Annotated in this window: 18 protein-coding genes; 8 read left to right on the top strand and 10 right to left on the bottom strand. The window is 49.7% G+C overall.

Features of this window, described 5'->3' with window-relative positions:
* Positions 1-255 precede the first annotated feature (255 nt).
* A complete protein-coding gene (locus BCT27_RS07005) occupies positions 256-795 on the top strand; it encodes a gamma carbonic anhydrase family protein (protein ID WP_017014596.1) in 540 nt (179 codons plus the stop codon).
* Here BCT27_RS07005 and BCT27_RS07000 read toward each other — a convergent pair.
* From BCT27_RS07000 to tsaC, 4 genes are read right to left on the bottom strand one after another with little or no spacing between them, the layout of a single operon-like run.
* Positions 792-1,055 carry a DUF1488 family protein gene (locus BCT27_RS07000; RefSeq protein ID WP_102395380.1) on the bottom strand — a complete coding sequence of 88 codons (264 nt, stop codon included), beginning with the start codon at positions 1,053-1,055 and terminating at the stop codon, positions 792-794. The genes BCT27_RS07005 and BCT27_RS07000 overlap by 4 nt on opposite strands.
* Before the next feature lie 2 nt (positions 1,056-1,057).
* Positions 1,058-1,879, bottom strand: coding sequence for a shikimate dehydrogenase (gene aroE / locus BCT27_RS06995; protein ID WP_102395379.1), 822 nt, complete (start codon positions 1,877-1,879; stop codon positions 1,058-1,060).
* 14 nt (positions 1,880-1,893) lie between these two features.
* Positions 1,894-2,811, bottom strand: a complete 918-nt coding sequence (gene hemF / locus BCT27_RS06990) for an oxygen-dependent coproporphyrinogen oxidase (RefSeq protein WP_102395378.1) — start codon at positions 2,809-2,811, stop codon at positions 1,894-1,896.
* Between the two features lie 29 nt (positions 2,812-2,840).
* Positions 2,841-3,398: an L-threonylcarbamoyladenylate synthase type 1 TsaC gene (gene tsaC / locus BCT27_RS06985; RefSeq protein WP_102395377.1), complete on the bottom strand. Its 558-nt coding sequence runs from the start codon at positions 3,396-3,398 to the stop codon at positions 2,841-2,843.
* 242 nt (positions 3,399-3,640) lie between these two features.
* On the opposite strand from tsaC, the gene purE reads away from it, so the two are divergent.
* A complete protein-coding gene (gene purE, locus BCT27_RS06980; RefSeq protein WP_102319257.1) occupies positions 3,641-4,126 on the top strand; it encodes a 5-(carboxyamino)imidazole ribonucleotide mutase in 486 nt (161 codons plus the stop codon).
* A 2-nt stretch (positions 4,127-4,128) separates the two neighbouring features.
* Positions 4,129-5,274: a 5-(carboxyamino)imidazole ribonucleotide synthase gene (locus BCT27_RS06975; RefSeq protein ID WP_102319256.1), complete on the top strand. Its 1,146-nt coding sequence runs from the start codon at positions 4,129-4,131 to the stop codon at positions 5,272-5,274.
* Between the two features lie 78 nt (positions 5,275-5,352).
* On the opposite strand, the gene BCT27_RS06970 is transcribed toward BCT27_RS06975, so the two are convergent.
* From BCT27_RS06970 to BCT27_RS06955, 4 genes are read right to left on the bottom strand one after another with little or no spacing between them, the layout of a single operon-like run.
* Positions 5,353-5,916, bottom strand: coding sequence for a DNA topoisomerase family protein (locus tag BCT27_RS06970; protein WP_102395376.1), 564 nt, complete (start codon positions 5,914-5,916; stop codon positions 5,353-5,355).
* Between the two features lie 36 nt (positions 5,917-5,952).
* Complete coding sequence (locus BCT27_RS06965) at positions 5,953-6,429, bottom strand: DUF494 family protein (RefSeq protein WP_017010808.1); 477 nt, start codon at positions 6,427-6,429, stop codon at positions 5,953-5,955.
* 2 nt (positions 6,430-6,431) lie between these two features.
* Positions 6,432-7,529 (bottom strand): DNA-processing protein DprA, encoded by a 1,098-nt coding sequence (dprA, locus tag BCT27_RS06960; RefSeq protein ID WP_102259419.1) that lies wholly within the window; start codon positions 7,527-7,529, stop codon positions 6,432-6,434.
* An 8-nt stretch (positions 7,530-7,537) separates the two neighbouring features.
* Positions 7,538-8,572, bottom strand: coding sequence for a LysM peptidoglycan-binding domain-containing protein (locus BCT27_RS06955; protein ID WP_102259420.1), 1,035 nt, complete (start codon positions 8,570-8,572; stop codon positions 7,538-7,540).
* A gap of 120 nt (positions 8,573-8,692) precedes the next feature.
* On the opposite strand from BCT27_RS06955, the gene def reads away from it, so the two are divergent.
* The 5 genes from def to BCT27_RS06930 all read left to right on the top strand — a co-directional run bounded on the left by def (position 8,693) and on the right by BCT27_RS06930 (position 14,486).
* A complete protein-coding gene (gene def / locus BCT27_RS06950) occupies positions 8,693-9,202 on the top strand; it encodes a peptide deformylase (protein WP_017010805.1) in 510 nt (169 codons plus the stop codon).
* 11 nt (positions 9,203-9,213) lie between these two features.
* Positions 9,214-10,170 (top strand): methionyl-tRNA formyltransferase, encoded by a 957-nt coding sequence (gene fmt / locus BCT27_RS06945; RefSeq protein ID WP_102395375.1) that lies wholly within the window; start codon positions 9,214-9,216, stop codon positions 10,168-10,170.
* A 95-nt stretch (positions 10,171-10,265) separates the two neighbouring features.
* A complete protein-coding gene (rsmB, locus tag BCT27_RS06940; RefSeq protein WP_102395374.1) occupies positions 10,266-11,546 on the top strand; it encodes a 16S rRNA (cytosine(967)-C(5))-methyltransferase RsmB in 1,281 nt (426 codons plus the stop codon).
* A 102-nt stretch (positions 11,547-11,648) separates the two neighbouring features.
* A complete protein-coding gene (trkA, locus tag BCT27_RS06935; protein WP_102319251.1) occupies positions 11,649-13,025 on the top strand; it encodes a Trk system potassium transporter TrkA in 1,377 nt (458 codons plus the stop codon).
* 15 nt (positions 13,026-13,040) lie between these two features.
* Entirely contained in the window at positions 13,041-14,486 is a 1,446-nt protein-coding gene (locus tag BCT27_RS06930; protein ID WP_198597522.1) for a TrkH family potassium uptake protein, read from the top strand.
* A gap of 86 nt (positions 14,487-14,572) precedes the next feature.
* Here the strand turns inward: BCT27_RS06930 and trhA are convergent, their stop codons facing one another.
* Both trhA and BCT27_RS06920 read right to left on the bottom strand, forming a co-directional pair.
* Complete coding sequence (gene trhA, locus BCT27_RS06925; RefSeq protein WP_102390270.1) at positions 14,573-15,232, bottom strand: PAQR family membrane homeostasis protein TrhA; 660 nt, start codon at positions 15,230-15,232, stop codon at positions 14,573-14,575.
* 72 nt (positions 15,233-15,304) lie between these two features.
* The gene (locus tag BCT27_RS06920) at positions 15,305-16,096 is read right to left on the bottom strand and encodes a sporulation protein (protein ID WP_102319249.1); all 792 of its coding nucleotides are present in this window, start codon (positions 16,094-16,096) and stop codon (positions 15,305-15,307) included.
* Positions 16,097-16,232: the final 136 nt, after the last annotated feature.

The raw sequence follows: 16,232 nt of genomic DNA, 5'->3' as shown, positions 1-16,232 counted from the left end.
ATCAATTTTGAAGCCGTTTCACCGTACTGATTCAGTGGTTAGTTCCGTGTGGAGCAGGTCGCCGTGTCAGTGAGGTCGCATTATAGGGATGGTTCAGATCTTGGCAAGGGGTTTTGCGCTGTTTTTCATGAAAAACGGTGCGTTCGCTCAGCAATCAACCAAACAGGGGTACTTAAACGAAACATTGGTGATGAATTGCACTATTTTTCGCATCCATATAGGCTGGAATTCTAATAATCCTTTAGGACATAACAAATGCAATCAGTACTTCGGAGTTATAAGGGCATCTTCCCTAACGTTGGTGAGCGTGTATATCTAGACCCAACATCTGTGATGGTGGGAGACATTACCCTTGGTAATGATGTAAGTATTTGGCCTTTAGTTGCTGCGCGTGGCGATGTTAACCACATCATTATTGGTGACCGATCTAATGTCCAAGACGGTTCGGTACTGCATGTCACCCATAAAAACACCGACAATCCTGATGGATACCCGCTTATTATTGGTAAAGACGTGACTATCGGGCACAAGGTTATGCTTCATGGTTGCACAGTTGGCGATCGTGTATTGGTTGGAATGGGAGCTATCGTTTTGGACGGTGCCATCATTGAAGACGATGTGATGATTGGTGCAGGCAGTCTTGTTCCGCCAGGAAAGCGACTGGAATCAGGCTTCCTCTATGTAGGAAGTCCTGTAAAGCAGGCTCGACCACTAAAAGAAGCCGAGCGGGCATTTTTGCAAAAATCGTCTGACAACTATGTCGCCACCAAGAATGACTACATTGCCGAAGGCTAACGCACCCAGATTTCTCCTTGGTCATTGAAGCTTTCATCCTCAATGGCTTCTTCGGCGAGATCTTCGAAGTCAAAGCGATGCTGGTCAAACGCTGCCAGTATCGCTTCATCTTCTATTAATGCTTCATGTTGACGCTTTCGAATGTCATCTATAGATACATAACAAACAATCAATGCCCCTGACTGCTGTGCATGAAAACAAACAGCATGTTTGTTTTTATCTATGTCTTGATGATCAGGAAATAAAATACTTTGGTTCATGGTTACTCGGCAAGATTACGGCGAAGTTCCCTTAGCACCTGTCCCGTTCCCGGTTTAATGCCACGCCAGATAGTAAAACTTTCCGCAGCTTGTCCCACCAGCATACCTAGCCCATCAATCAGACGAGCAGCACCTTGCTCTTTCGCCCATTGATTGCTGCTGGTAAGCCCTGAGCCATACACCATGTCGTACACCGTACTTTTCTGATGAATGACCGTAGCCGGAATATTTGGATGTTCACCGGACAAACTGGCGGATGTTGAATTGATGATGATATCGAACTCAGCCTCACCCAAGGAATCAAAGGATGCGGCTGAAACATTCCCGTATTCAGAAAACAAAGAAGCCAGTGTTTCGGCTTTGCTCACCGTTCGGTTGGCAATCACTAGCATGTTGGGACTGTGTTTAAGTAAAGGAAGTACAACACCGCGCGCTGCACCACCCGCGCCGAGCAGAAGAATGTTGGCACCCTCTAACTGCACGTGATGGTTTAGCAAATCCTGAACAAGACCTTCCCCATCCGTGTTATCACCAAGAATGCCGCCATCATCCAGCTTTTTAAGCGTATTAACCGCGCCCGCTAAACGAGCACGCTCTGTAAGCATGGTTGCCATGGCATATGCATCTTCTTTAAATGGCACGGTGACATTACAGCCACGACCACCGTTGGCAAAAAACACATCCATGGCTTCATTGAAACCACCAATAGGCGCTTGCAAGGTTTCATATGACATCGACTGCCCTGTCTGACGCGCAAACAAGGTATGTATAAAAGGGGACTTGCTGTGTGAAATCGGATTCCCGACAACGACGTATTTATCCATTTACCTACTGAACCTTACCAATCCCTTGGCGTTAAATAGTCTTTATAGAGTATTGCTTCAGGAGAGCCCGCTTCAGGCTCGAATCCATACTCCCATCTAACAAGTGGGGGCATAGACATTAAAATTGATTCTGTTCGACCACCACTTTGAAGGCCAAACAAGGTGCCACGATCATACACCAGGTTAAATTCGACGTAACGGCCACGACGATAAAGCTGGAACTGGCGCTCATGCTCTGAGAACGCTTTGTCCTTTCGTTTTTGAACGATCGGAAGGTAAGCATCGAGAAACCCTTCGCCGACCGCCTTTATATAGTTAAAAGACGAATCAAACCCCCACGCATTGAGATCATCAAAGAAAAGTCCTCCAACGCCACGGGTTTCATTTCTATGCGGAAGGAAGAAATAACGATCGCACCACGCCTTATGTTCGGCATAAACGGCGTCACCAAACGGCAGACAAATCGCTTTCGCGGTATTGTGCCAATGAAGACAATCTTCTTCCACAGGATAGAAGGGGGTGAGATCGAAACCACCACCAAACCACCAAACAGGGGCTTCGCCTTCTTTTTCAGCAATGAAAAAACGCACATTGGCGTGAGACGTCGGAATGTGTGGGTTGTTCGGGTGAATGACCAAAGACACACCCATGGCTTCAAAGCTGCGCCCTGCAAGCTCAGGCCGATGCGCGGTGGCTGAACCCGGCATTTTATCGCCAAACACGTGCGAGAAATTCACGCCGGCTTGTTCAAAAACAGTACCGTCACGCAAAACGCGACTGCGACCACCGCCACCCGCTTCTCGCTCCCATGCATCCTCCTCAAACGCAGACCCCCCATCTTCATGTGACAACGCATCACAAATACGGTCTTGCAACGAAAGTAGGAAGCGTTTTACGGCGTCTTTATCGACTGGCTGGGTGTGGTCTTGCACAGGAGTTCCTTCTTATTCCGACGATTAATTTAACCTTGTCGAAGCACCTTACCAGAACGTGCATCGCGGATCTCGGTTGGCCTCTCAAGACCACCCGTTTTTCCCTCTAAAATACACGCAACACGATCGCCAAGTTGTGCGTCAACCTCTTCGACTGAACGGCACGGCTCTTCACCGCTAAGATTTGCACTGGTTGATGTTATTGGTTTACCAAACGCAGTACACAAGGCTTGCACATCAGTGTGGTCAGACACGCGTACCGCAACCGTATCAAACTGCCCCGTGACCCAATCCGTGATGTTCTTGCCTGCAGGCATCACCCATGTCACAGGACCTGGCCAACTGGCCAACACATCGGCTTTCGTTTCTTCACTCAATCGGCTCATGTCGATGTACCCATCAAGTTGGGCAAGATCGGCAGCAATTAAGATCAATCCTTTTGCACGGTCACGCTCTTTCACATTCAGTAAAGCCTGAATGGCCTGCACATTGTCAGGGTCACATCCAACACCAAACACGCCTTCTGTCGGGTAGGCAATCACGCCTCCTTGAGATAGGGCTTTTACACATTGCTCCACGTTGGCCAATGTTCTTCTCCGCATTTTCTTCTTACGCTTTCGCATACTATGACGAATTAGGCAGGGCTGACTCAACAATTTTGTCACACTTAGAAACACACCGGATAGTTTTCGCAAGAAAGTAAAAACACCCTGTTTCGCGCGAAATGCATCGACGCAAACGTTTTCCTTGTGATTTTTTACCGATATAATGGCGCGCAATTTCACGTCATAAAGACGACAGTGAGTACATGGCAGTTACAGGAGCAGTTATGAAAGTCGGCATCATCATGGGTTCAAAATCGGATTGGCCAACCATGAAAAACGCAGCAGACATGCTTGAGCATTTCGGTATCGCGTACGAAACAAAAGTGGTTTCCGCACACCGAACCCCTCAACTGCTTGCAGAATATGCCAGCAACGCTGCTTCTCAAGGCATTAAAGTGATCATCGCAGGCGCAGGCGGTGCAGCGCACCTTCCAGGTATGACGGCGGCCTTCACCAGCCTGCCTGTATTGGGTGTTCCTGTGCAGTCAAAAGCCCTCAAAGGCATGGATTCTTTGCTGTCTATCGTACAAATGCCAAAAGGCGTTGCCGTCGGCACACTTGCCATTGGCGATGCTGGTGCTGCAAATGCAGGCTTACTCGCTGCACAAATTCTTGCGACGAGTGATGACGAGCTACTGACTAAAATCGACACTTTCCGTCAGAACCAAACCGACACAGTATTGGCACACCCAGACCCATCGGTAGACTAATCATGAATGTATTGGTACTTGGTGCTGGTCAGTTAGCGCGAATGATGGCGCTTGCGGGCGCACCATTGAATCTCACCATCAGTGCGTATGATGTTCGCTCAGGCAACGTCGTTCACCCTGTGACGCTGGAAGTGCTTGGCCATGGGTTAGAACATGGCATCGCAAACGCTGACGTCATTACCGCCGAATTTGAGCATATTGCCCCCGACGTGCTTCGTCTTTGCCAAGACAGCGGAAAATTCTACCCTGGCGAAGAAGCCATTTTAACGGGTGGTGATCGCCGCAAAGAAAAGGCCCTGCTGGACAAAGCTGGCGTCAACAATGCTCGCTATCAGGTCATTGAAAATCGCGCGGATTTTGACAACGCCATTGCGCGCATTGGCTTGCCCATGATTTTGAAAAGCGCTCTGGACGGGTATGACGGTAAAGGTCAGTGGAGACTTAAATCCGCCGATCAAGCCGACGACGTATGGCAGGACATCGAAGCCTTCCTGACCGCGTCTCATCAAGCAGACCGCCAATGTGTTATCGCAGAAGAATTTGTTCGCTTTGATCGCGAAGTGTCCTTGATTGGTGCCCGCGGACAAGATGGCAACCTTGCTATCTATCCACTCACGGAAAACATTCACACCGACGGTATTTTGAGTGTTTCCGTTTCTGCCAATGAGAACGCAGCCCTACAAGCACAAGCTGAATCGATGTTTGACGCGGTCGCATCCGCGCTCGACTACATCGGTGTGCTGGCTATCGAGTTCTTTGACGTAAATGGCACGCTGATGGTGAATGAAATCGCGCCACGCGTTCATAACTCCGGCCATTGGACACAACAGGGTGCTGATGTTTGCCAATTTGAGAACCACCTCCGCGCCGTGTGCGGGTTACCGTTAGGCAGCGCAAAACGTGTTCGTCCGACAGCAATGGTGAATATCATTGGTGAAGTAACAGTACCAACAAGCATCATGCCTTTGGCTCACGTGCATTGGTATGACAAAGCACCAAGACCTGGAAGGAAGATTGGCCACATCAACGTGTGTGCCAGTTCGCAGAGCGAATTGGGTGAGCACTTAAAAGCACTTTCTACCCATTTATCGGTTGATGAATTTCCTGCATTACTAGAAGCAGCTGAAAAGCTGAATCAAGAAGCATAAATTCCGTTTCACACGCACAAAAAAAGCCGCGAATGCGGCTTTTTTTCTCTCAGAGCTCCTTATTCGAAACCCGAGCACTCAACCTTGTTTATGCTGACACTTCTTGCTCGCGCATACTTTCACCTCGCCTGACGCAGTTTGCTTCTCAAGCAAGAGTGCGAAACCACACACTTCACAGCACCCTTTGACGGGTTTAAGGTTTACCGCGAATTTACATTTTGGGTAGGCATCACACGCATAGAACGCTTTACCAAAACGCGATTTTTTCTCGTGAAGTTTGCCTTTGCCACACTCGGGGCAAGCCACATCAACGCCCTCAGTGACTGGCTCTTGATCGCGCTTTTCAATGTGCTGGCATTCAGGGTACGCCGAACAGCCAATGAACATGCCAAAACGCCCTTGGCGAAGCACTAATTCATTGCCACATTCAGGGCAAGGTAACCCTAGCTCTTTCACCACATGACCATCATTGTGATGCAACGATTCCACGAAATCACAGGCAGGATAGCCTGTGCACGCCTTAAATGGCCCACGTTTGCTGTGTTTAATAACAAGAACGCTGCCACATTTGGGGCAGCGTTCTTCTTTCTCTAGTGCGTGTTCATGCGCACTAAACAGTGATTCGTCTATTTTTCCAGCCAAAACAGCTTCGCCTCAAACGGACTGACAGTGAAAATATTAATGAAGATATTCATCTTCGGCTGTGCAGTAGAGTAGCTCTTCCATTTGGTCATACGCACGTTCGTTGCCCGGCACATTAAACAGCACCATCAAGATCACCCACTTGAGGTCATCTAACGCGAACTCTTGTGTTTCAAGCTCCATCACACGATCAATCACCATCTCACGCGTTTCTGGGTTCAATACACTGATTTGCTCAAGGAAAATCAGGAAGCCACGGCTCTCTGTATCCAAGCGATCCATTTCTTGCGGCGTAAAAATACGCACCGACGTCAACGCGCTTCCTGTTAGGTAAGGCGTTTTATCCGCATCTTGCAATAGCGCCAGCTTTTCAAGCCAATCTAACGCTTTGTAGATATCTTCCTGATGAAAACCTGCTCGTAGAAGCTCATCAGCCAATTCGTCCTGATCTACCATCAATTCCGCATCGCTGTGGATATAGGTTTCGAACAGATACATTAGGATGTCCATCATGGCTAGCCCCTCCTCGTTCTCACATAGCCACCAGGCACCGCAGTAACCAGCCCCTGAAGCTCCAGTTCTAATAACTTCATCATTATTTCGTGAACGGGTTGATCGCAGATTTCTGCAAGCACATCGACACATCTTATCTCATTTCCTACGTTAGCCAACACTTCCGGAAATGGCAATTCTTCTTGCAAAACTTGAGCCTGCTCGATGTCCAACTGATGATTAATTGCACAGCCTGCCAATGCCATCACTTGTTCGAGAATATCCTCGACGGTTTCGACCAATAATGCGCCTTGCTTAATCAACCCATTGCTACCACGGGCATTAGGGTTATGTATTGATCCCGGTAAGGCAAAAACCTCTCTGCCTTGTTCAAGTGCAAGACGTGCCGTGATTAACGAGCCGCTTTTCAACGCCGCCTCCACCACCAACACACCTGTAGAGAGACCGCTGATAATGCGATTTCGTCTCGGGAAAAATGCAGGTTTTGGGGGTGACCATGGCCAAAGCTCTGAAACCAAAGCACCATTTTCTTTGACGTCTTTGGCTAAATCACGATGACGAGAGGGGTAAACCTTCTCTAACCCCGAACCGAGTACCGCGACCGTTTTACCTTGCCCGTCCAACGCACCTCGATGCGCACGGCCATCAATACCTAATGCCAATCCGCTGGTCACCACCACATCATGCTTGGCAAGTGCTTCGGCAAACTCCCGAGCCAACGCCAACCCTTCTTGGCTGGCATGACGACTTCCCACCATTGCAATCTGCGGTGCTGTGAGTATATGGGGATCCCCTTCCACAAATAAAAGAGGCGGCGCAGAAGCGATTTGTTTGAGTAAGAAAGGATAGTGTGGGTCTGACAGTGACAAGATGTGTCTATCTGGCGCATCACACCATGCTAAACATCTGTCTATTATAGAAAAGTCAGGTTGTCGTAGCGCCGCTATTTGCTCGGGCTTAAAGCCAATGGAGGAGAGTTCAAAATCACTTAATTCAAGCAGTTTCTCGGGCGGATGTTTACTGATAATTTTGCTTACTGCGCTGCCGCCCAATTTAGGGACGGCAGCCAGTCGAAGCCAAGATTCAAGCACCTTGCTCATCAGATCCGCTAAGACCCGCCAGCAGAGATGATATTCATGTTCGATGATAAAGGCTGCTCTGCATCGACCACCATCGCCAAACTAAAGTGCGGATAACTTCGGATAACCAACAATGTACCCGCATGTCGATCAGGCAGTGTCATGACCACTGAATCTGCAGTGTTATCAGTATCAGAGTCGTATCTCATGTTGCCTTTTTTGCCCTTAAGGGCCGCACCAGGCATCATCACAGACAATGCATGTCCCGCATCCAATCCATCAGTTTCCCCTCTGTTAACAACCACAATTTGACGTAGGCCAACATATTTACTGCCGTAAAGATGCCCTACCAAATTGCCCGCGATATCCGAGGGTGCAGCGTGAGGTTGAAAGATCTCGCCAGTTCGAGCACCGAGTGATGGCAGGAGAATGTCATTTGGCTTCACTTCTTGAGATTGATGAACCAATTTCAGCTCGGCGATCTCATCAAGGTTTCTCACCAAACGCGCTTCCGCCACTTTGTTCAAGCTGATCATGGTGGTGGTCTCTTCACCCACTTGACGATCAAACGTCGTGACAGGTCGGTAAATGAACCATTCGTCATGATCGAGAACAGCATCGACATAGAAAGGTGTTTTAGTGGTGATGTAACTCCACCCTTTCTGGTTGCCAAGCACACGCGGTGCCATATTAACTTCTGCCGCCCCCATGAGGGTGTCATACGTTAAGTACTGTTTCAGAATATTGGTAGACACACCGCTAATAGGCGTTGTATCACCCATTTCCACCGCCTTTCGCGTCAAAACGGGCTGGCCATCTTGCCACGAAAGACGAAGCTCATCCCCCGGATAAATCAGGTGAGGGTTTTCAATATCAGGGTTTTGCTGCCAAAGAGCAGGCCAGTGCCAAGGCTTGTCTAAATACAAACCCGCAATGTCCCACAAGGTATCACCTTTGCGCACCGTGTAAGCGTCGGGCGCATCATCTGAAAGGCTGATCACATTCGCCATGGATGTCGCAGACAACATGCCTGCCACACAGACTATGATTAGCTTTTTAAACATCCTATGTCTCCAAAAGCGTACTTTACGTTTGGATGCTGTCATTTGAATTGCAAAATGTCTAGAATTAGCCCAATTACCGAAGCCGGATACGGCGCAGTTCAACATATTTAAGAGACATTTATGAGTGTATTACAGGTTTTGACCTTCCCGGACGATCGCCTACGCACGGTGGCGAAGCCGGTAGAAAACGTCACACCAGAGATCCAAAAGATTGTCGATGACATGCTAGAAACCATGTACGACGAAGAAGGCATTGGTTTGGCAGCGACACAGGTCGACATTCACCAACGTATTGTCGTGATTGACATTTCTGACAACCGTGAAGAAGCCATGGTTCTGATCAATCCTGAGATTATCGAGAAGCGTGGCGAAGATGGCATCGAAGAAGGTTGCCTGTCTGTCCCTGGTGCGCGCGCATTGGTACCACGTGCATCTGAAGTGACCGTGAAGGCACTTGATCGTGATGGCAACGCATACCAATTCGACGCTGATGACCTTCTGGCAATTTGTGTACAACACGAACTTGACCACCTAGAAGGCAAATTGTTCGTTGATTACCTGTCGCCTCTGAAGCAACAGCGCATCAAACAGAAGCTCGAAAAAATCAAACGCGCCAACGAAAAAAGCTAACTGAGGTTTCCTTGAGCCAATCATTACGTATTTTATTTGCCGGTACGCCGGATTTCGCCGCCCGTCACATGGCGGCGTTGTTGTCTTCACACCACGATGTGGTTGCGGTTTACACCCAACCTGATCGCCCTGCTGGGCGCGGGAAAAAGCTGACAGCAAGCCCAGTGAAAATGCTGGCGCTTGAGCATGATATTCCGGTCTATCAGCCAGCCAGCTTAAAGTCAGAAGACGCGCAGCAAGAATTGGCGGCCATTGATGCTGACATCATGGTGGTGGTGGCGTATGGCCTTCTGCTTCCGAAAGCGGCATTGGATACACCGCGTTTGGGTTGTATCAACGTTCATGGTTCTATCCTTCCTCGCTGGCGTGGTGCTGCACCGATACAACGCGCTATTTGGGCGGGCGATGATGAAACAGGCGTCACCATCATGCAGATGGATGAAGGCTTGGATACTGGCGATATGCTAAAAATCGCAACCCTGAGCATTGATGCGAAGGAAACCAGTGCCACGCTATATGAGCGCCTTGCAGAACTTGGGCCTGACGCATTGGTGGATTGTCTGGACGATATCGCAACCGGTCGCGCCGTCGCTGAAAAGCAAAATGACAAGTTGGCTAACTATGCGAAGAAGTTGAGTAAAGAAGAAGCCTTGGTCGATTGGACCTTAAGTGCCGTTGAGCTTGAGCGCTGCATTCGCGCGTTTAACCCATGGCCAATGAGCCACTTCACGCTGACGGCAAACGACACCGAGCACAACATCAAAGTATGGGATGCCGACGTCGACGCCGAGCAAAGCGACAAAACGCCAGGCACCATTTTATCTGCGGATAAAACGGGCATTCGCGTGGCAACGGGTGATGGCGTATTACGTCTCACCTCGATTCAGCCTCCAGGCAAGAAAGCGATGGGTGCGGCGGATATTCTAAACTCCCGTCGAGAATGGTTTGAACCTGGCAAAACCCTGTAATCGAGAGGCCAGCTTGCTGGCCTTTTTTAGTCGCAAGAAACACAATTTTGTTGTTCGCCAAATACTGCGCACAACCCCCTGACGAAGGTACCTTCATGAACGTAAGAGCTGTCGCTGCACAGGTTATCTATCAGGTAGTTGACCAAGGACAATCATTGTCTGCGGCTCTGCCACCGGCTCAGCAAAAAGTCGCCCCGCGCGATGGCGCGCTGCTGCAAGAGATCTGCTATGGCGTCCTGCGCTGGCTGCCTCGCCTAGAATCCATCACCCAAAGCCTGATGGACAAGCCACTTAAAGGCAAACAACGCGTATTCCACCATTTGATCTTGGTGGGTCTTTACCAAATTGCGTTCATGCGAATTCCTCCGCACGCCGCCGTTGCTGAGACTGTGGATGCCACCAAAGTACTGAAAAAGCCGCAGCTTCGTGGTTTGGTCAATGCCGTGCTTCGCAGCTATCAGCGCAACCAAGAAAATCTTGATGCTGCCGCTGTCTCTCACGATGCAGGAAAATACGGTCACCCGGGTTGGTTGTTGAAATTACTGCAAACCGCGTACCCCGAACAATGGGAACAGGTTGTCGATGCCAATCACCAGAAAGCACCGATGTGGCTGCGCGTAAACCGCACGCATCACACCCGCGATAGCTACCGCGCACTGTTGACGGAGAACGGCATAGAAACCGAGGTTCACTCAGAAGCACAAGATGCTCTAAAGCTCGCATCCCCTTGTGATGTGACGGCATTGCCCGGGTTTGCTGACGGTTGGGTGTCTGTTCAAGATGCTGCTGCTCAACTTTCTGTGGATTACCTGCAGCCACAATCGGGCGAGCTGATTCTGGATTGCTGCGCTGCACCGGGCGGGAAAACCTGTCATATCCTTGAGCACAAAGCAGATGCAAACGTGGTTGCCATGGATGTGGATGCCACACGTTTAACCCGTGTGGAGGAAAACCTGGCGCGTTTGAACCTTAAAGCGCAGGTTATTTGCGGCGATGCACGTCATCCTAGCGAATGGTGGCAGGGCGAACAGTTTGATCGTATTCTGCTCGACGCCCCATGTTCCGCGACGGGCGTTATCCGTCGTCACCCAGACATCAAATGGTTACGCCGCGCAGACGACATCGCGCAGCTCGTGTCACTTCAGGCTGAAATAATTGACGCCATGTGGGCACAGTTGAAACCGGGTGGTACGCTGGTGTATGCGACATGTTCGATTACGCCGCAGGAAAATGGTCAGCAAGTGGCTGCATTCCTCGCGCGTACAAGCGATGCAACATTGGAAACAGGTACACCGGACGCACCGGGTCGCCAGATTCTTCCAGGGCAAGAAAACATGGACGGTTTCTACTACGCTGTGATTAAAAAGTCAGCCTGATATTCACGCTGAAACATCACATTGAGTAGTGCCAAATTGTTGGTGGCCATTCGTGCCACCAACCATAACAAGTAGAAACGAACCGAGGTTCACGCAGACGTTATGAAAATTATCATTTTGGGGGCTGGACAGGTTGGCGGCACATTGGCCGAAAATCTGGTTGGCGAAAACAATGACATTACCATCGTCGATAAGAACCCTGAACGCCTCAGAGAGCTGCAAGACAAATACGATTTAAGGGTGGTTCAAGGTTACGCCAGTCACCCCTCCACACTTCTCGAAGCCGGCGCACAAGACGCCGACATGCTGGTTGCAGTCACCAACTCTGACGAAACCAACATGATTGCTTGCCAAGTTGCCTTCACGCTATATAACACCCCAAACCGCGTTGCGCGGATCCGAAGCCCTGAATATCTCGCCGCCAAAGAACAATTGTTCCAGACCGATGCCTGTCCGGTCGATCACCTGATCGCCCCTGAAGAATTGGTTACGCGGTATATCCATCGTCTGATTGAATACCCAGGTGCATTGCAGGTGGTTAACTTCGCAGATAACAAAGTCGGATTGGTGGCAGTAAAAGCCTACTACGGCGGTCCACTGGTGGGTAACGCATTATCCGCACTGCGCGAGCACATGCCACATGTGGATACACGTGTTGCCGCTATTTTCCGTCGCGACCGTCCCATTCGTCCGCAAGGCACCACCATCATCGAAGCCGATGATGAAGTGTTCTTCGTGGCCGCTAGCAACCACATTCGCTCGGTGATGAGTGAACTACAGCGCCTTGAAAAGCCTTACAAGCGCATCATGATTGTGGGTGGCGGTAACATCGGTGCAGGTCTCGCAAGAAGCCTTGAGCGCTCATACAGCGTGAAACTGATAGAACGTAACCCGCGACGTGCTGAGCAATTGTCTGAAATTCTCGAAAACACCATCGTATTCTGTGGCGACGCAGCAGACCAAGAGCTGCTGAGCGAAGAACATATCGACCAAATTGATGTGTTCATTGCCGTGACCAACGAAGATGAAGCCAACATCATGTCCGCGATGCTGGCAAAACGCCTTGGTGCGAAAAAAGCCATGGTGTTGATCCAGCGTGGCGCGTACGTTGACCTTGTTCAAGGCGGTGTGATTGATGTAGCGATTTCGCCGCAGCAAGCCACGATTTCAGCGCTACTGACTCATGTGCGCAAAGCCGATATCGTCAACGTATCATCGCTTCGTCGTGGTGCTGCAGAGGCCATCGAAGCCATTGCACACGGCGATGCCAGCACATCAAAAGTGGTCGGGCGGGCCATTGGCGACATTAAGTTGCCCGCCGGCACCACCATTGGCGCAATCGTAAGGGAAGAGGAAGTCCTGATTGCACACGATAAAACCGTTATTCAGCAGGACGATCACGTGGTGATGTTCTTGGTGGATAAGAAATACATCCCTGATGTAGAGCGACTCTTCCAACCGAGTCCTTTCTTCCTCTAGGTCGAACCGTGCCTTATGGTCAATTTACAACCTGTACTGTTCGTGATCGGGCTGGTCTTATCTAAGATCGCCCTTTTCATGTACATCCCAACGCTTACCGCGTTTTTCACAGGCACACCGGGGTTTCTCGATTTTGGCTTGTCCGTCATTATCACCCATGTTGCCGCATTTCTTTGTTTGTCCCTCGGCAAGACCGATAACTTCCGCCTCAATGTACGAGATATGTTCGTCATCACCACCATGGTGTGGTTGATTGCTAGTGCCTTTGCCGCGTTGCCCTTTGTGTTCATCAATCACATCAGCTTTACCGATGCGTATTTTGAAACCATGTCAGGCATCACCACAACAGGATCGACGGTGCTCAGCGGGCTTGACCAAATGGCGCCTGCGATCTTGTTCTGGCGCTCCATTTTGCAATGGCTAGGTGGCGTTGGCTTTATCGTGATGGGCGTGGCTATCCTGCCATTTTTGAACGTCGGCGGGATGAAGTTGTTCCAAACTGAATCGTCAGATTGGTCTGCAAAATCTAGCCCTCGCACTAAAAATGTCGCCATCAGTATCATGAAGGTGTACCTGATTCTGTCGGGGCTTTGCTTTATTGCCTATTGGGCAACAGGCATGACACCGTTTGAAGCGATAAACCATGCCATGACCACGCTGTCTACGGGTGGGTTCTCCACATCTGACAGTTCCATGAACCGCTTCAGTCATTCCGCACAATGGGTCGGCACAATATTCATGTTTGCAGGCGGTTTACCGTTCTTGCTCTTGATGCAGGCACTCAGACGCAAAAGTCCGCACATGATTTTTGATGATGCACAGGTGCGAGGCTTTACCTACTTGGTACTCGCCACCTCTGCCATGGTTGCCATTTGGTTGGTACTCACCAAAGATTACACCAGCAGTGACGCCATTCGCGTGTCCATGTTCAACATCGTCTCTGTGGTAACAACAACAGGCTTTGGTTTAGATGACTTCACGGCGTGGGGGCCTTTTGCCTCGGTGATTTTTGCGTTCATGCTGATTGTTGGCGGTTGTTCTGGTTCAACGGCGGGAGGCGCGAAAATCTTCCGCTTCCAAGTCGCGCTCGCCCTACTTCGTAAACACATACAGCAATTGGTTCACCCCTCTGGCGTGTTTATTCAACGGTATAACGGCCGCCCAGTTAACGAAGATATTGTCCGCTCAGTGGTGGCATTTGCCATCACCTATCTGATGACGATTCTGGTGGTTGCGATGATTCTGGCTGCAACGGGATTAGACGGCATAACCAGTTTGAGCGGCGCGATGACGGCCGTTGCCAACGTCGGCCCTGGCATGGGTACAGTCATTGGCCCCACAGGGAACTTTGCCAGCCTGTCAGATACTGCAAAGTGGGCGCTGAGTATTGGTATGCTCATGGGACGTTTGGAAATACTGACGGTGTTGGTCTTACTTTTTCCTGCTTTCTGGCGAGATTAAGTGCGTTAGTCTGATGACTAACCGCCGTAAAAACAAAAAAAACGAGAGGGCATACCCTCTCGCTTTTTTATTGTTTGCAGGCAAATTCACACTGGCTGGACGTAATAATATATCGCAAGAAAATGCAGTATCGTGCCGCCTAAAACGAATAAATGCCAAATAGCATGGTTGTAGGGAATTGATTGTTTCACATAGAAAATCACACCAAGCGAATACACCAACCCGCCCGCAAACAACAACATAAGCCCCGGCAGAGCAACCGCCTGCGCAAGTTGATAAATCACCACCAAAGATAGCCACCCCATGGCGAGATAAATCACCAATGACAACTTCTTAAAGCGGTAAACAAACGCAATTTTCAGCACGACACCAGCCAGTGCAATGCCCCAAATTAACGCCATCAAGCCCGTCGCCAAAGGCGTTCGTAAGCTGATCAACAAAAAGGGGGTATAAGTACCTGCGATCAGCAGATAGATAGCGCAATGATCGAAGGTTTTTAGCGCGCGTTTGGCGCTAGGATAAGGAATAGCATGATAAAGGGTGGAGGCGAGATAAAGTAAAATAATGCTCGCGCCATACACGCTATAACTGGCAATCGTCATGGCATCCGCGTTCGCGTTGAGCGCTTTTAAGAGCAAAAGCACCAAGGCCACAATACCAAACACCACACCTAGCCCATGGCTAACGCTGCTTGCTATCTCTTCTTTGACGGAGTAATCAGGCCCTGCAGTCGTGCACGCTGTCATCGTAGAGTCATCCTTCTAAATCACTAACAAAGCGAGTATGACACAACTCAGCGTACACGTGTACGCTTAAATTCACGTTATCTTTTGCAGCACATTGTTCAAAGCGTCTTGCACTTGTTCAACGCTGTCATCGAGTGAAACGTCCAGCGAACGTTCAAGCTTATTTGCCCCGACAAACCGTCCTACCATGTCTCCCAATCCTTCCCCTTGTCGATGTACTGTCATGCCGATATCCAGCGCATTATCTTTGTGCGTCACCACCACGTCGAGCTTGCGCCAAACGCCCTCGTAGGCGCCAGAAACGGGCATCCAAGAAAACACCTGCTCAAACGATCGAGGATTTCGTTCATCTTGTTCGCAATCCGCTTTTTCAATGCGGAGCCCGTGCGCCTCTAACACGTCAAAGGCCGCGTTCACATGAAGGGAAGGTTTAATGGTTAACGGCGTTTTGGTTGAAGGGTCTTTCGCCATAGGAATATCAAGGCTGGTTTCGAGCCAAACATTGCAATCTCCCATGGAAAGCGGCGTTTCAACAGGCACGTTCAATTCCGTTTCAAAGCGGCGAGACTCACCCTTAGACATCTCAAAAGCATCAGGCAACGACCATGACAAAAGTGTATGAGTGATACGTCTACGCTGTTTCTTCCTGCCCTGTTCACCTGCGCCACGCACCTCTTCCCAGCCCATAAAGTCACAGCAAAGATCGAACGCAACCTTGTCAATCTGTTGCGTTGCCTCGCCCCCATGCACAATGAGAGTGACCGTCACAGATTGACCTTGTTGAATGTCATCACACTCAACAGACACCTCTGCCTTCGCACCACCCACACCGACCCGAGCTAACGTTTTTTTAAGCCATCCCATAGCCAATTCTCCTTGTTAAGCGCCTAAACATGCCGCATGTCTAATTTACCGCAGTGTAGACGGTAATGACTGGTTCAGTAGTCACAGCATTTTGATTATTTCTACTAAGATTAGAAGACTGGTGACACGTGGAAAG

The organism is Enterovibrio norvegicus, from assembly GCF_002876705.1.
Lineage (GTDB): Bacteria > Pseudomonadota > Gammaproteobacteria > Enterobacterales > Vibrionaceae > Enterovibrio > Enterovibrio norvegicus_B.
Note: the sequence above shows the minus strand (reverse complement) of the source record. Positions and strands in the feature narration are given on the sequence as shown.